The organism is Oleiphilus sp. HI0067, assembly GCF_001635735.1.
Window position 1 is genome coordinate 1 of the sequence record NZ_LWFI01001159.1, and the last position, 593, is coordinate 593.

At 44.5% G+C, this 593-nt stretch carries 1 protein-coding gene; it reads right to left on the reverse strand.

Translation table 11 applies throughout. From position 1 onward, the window contains the following. Positions 1-13: 13 nt before the first annotated feature. On the reverse strand, positions 14-593 hold a 580-nt coding region (locus A3739_RS17000; protein ID WP_304440288.1), incomplete at its 5' end, for an AsmA-like C-terminal region-containing protein.

Genomic DNA, 593 nt, shown 5'->3' on the forward strand with positions numbered 1-593 from the left:
ACACAACTGCGTATTACTTGGCATTGATGGCCTGCTCGAGCGTCATCTCTGGGTTGTCCCAATTCCCTTTCACGGCATAGCGCACAGTCGAAAGCCTTGATAAGGGTTGCCCTAAGATTTTATCAACTAGCCACACTGCTCCGCCTATAGCGGGGTTTCCCAACATCAGGCCCGCGATAGGAACATTGCTAGATAAAGGTAGTTCAACCAACATTTTCAGATCTAACATCTGCTCCGCTAAATCCACATGACCACTGAGCGTATAGTTACTTGAGGGACCATTGATCTTTAATGGATCAACAAAGCGAAGGTCGCCCTGATCCATCACGACATTGACATTGAGGTTGTCATAACTGATACCTTGCTTATACAAATCGGAAAAATCCAATTTCAATCTGCGAACTAAAGCATCGACATTAAACACGCCAAACAAACGCAAAATACCGGTTGCTTGGTTATCAGTTGAGATAACTCCATCTTCAAATGTCATAGAAGCAGTGCCAGATACTTTTGATAAAGCGAAGTTTTGTGGCTGATCTGGCCATACTAGCGCCAACTCCGATTTATATTTCCCACTCGTTAGTGGCGATTCC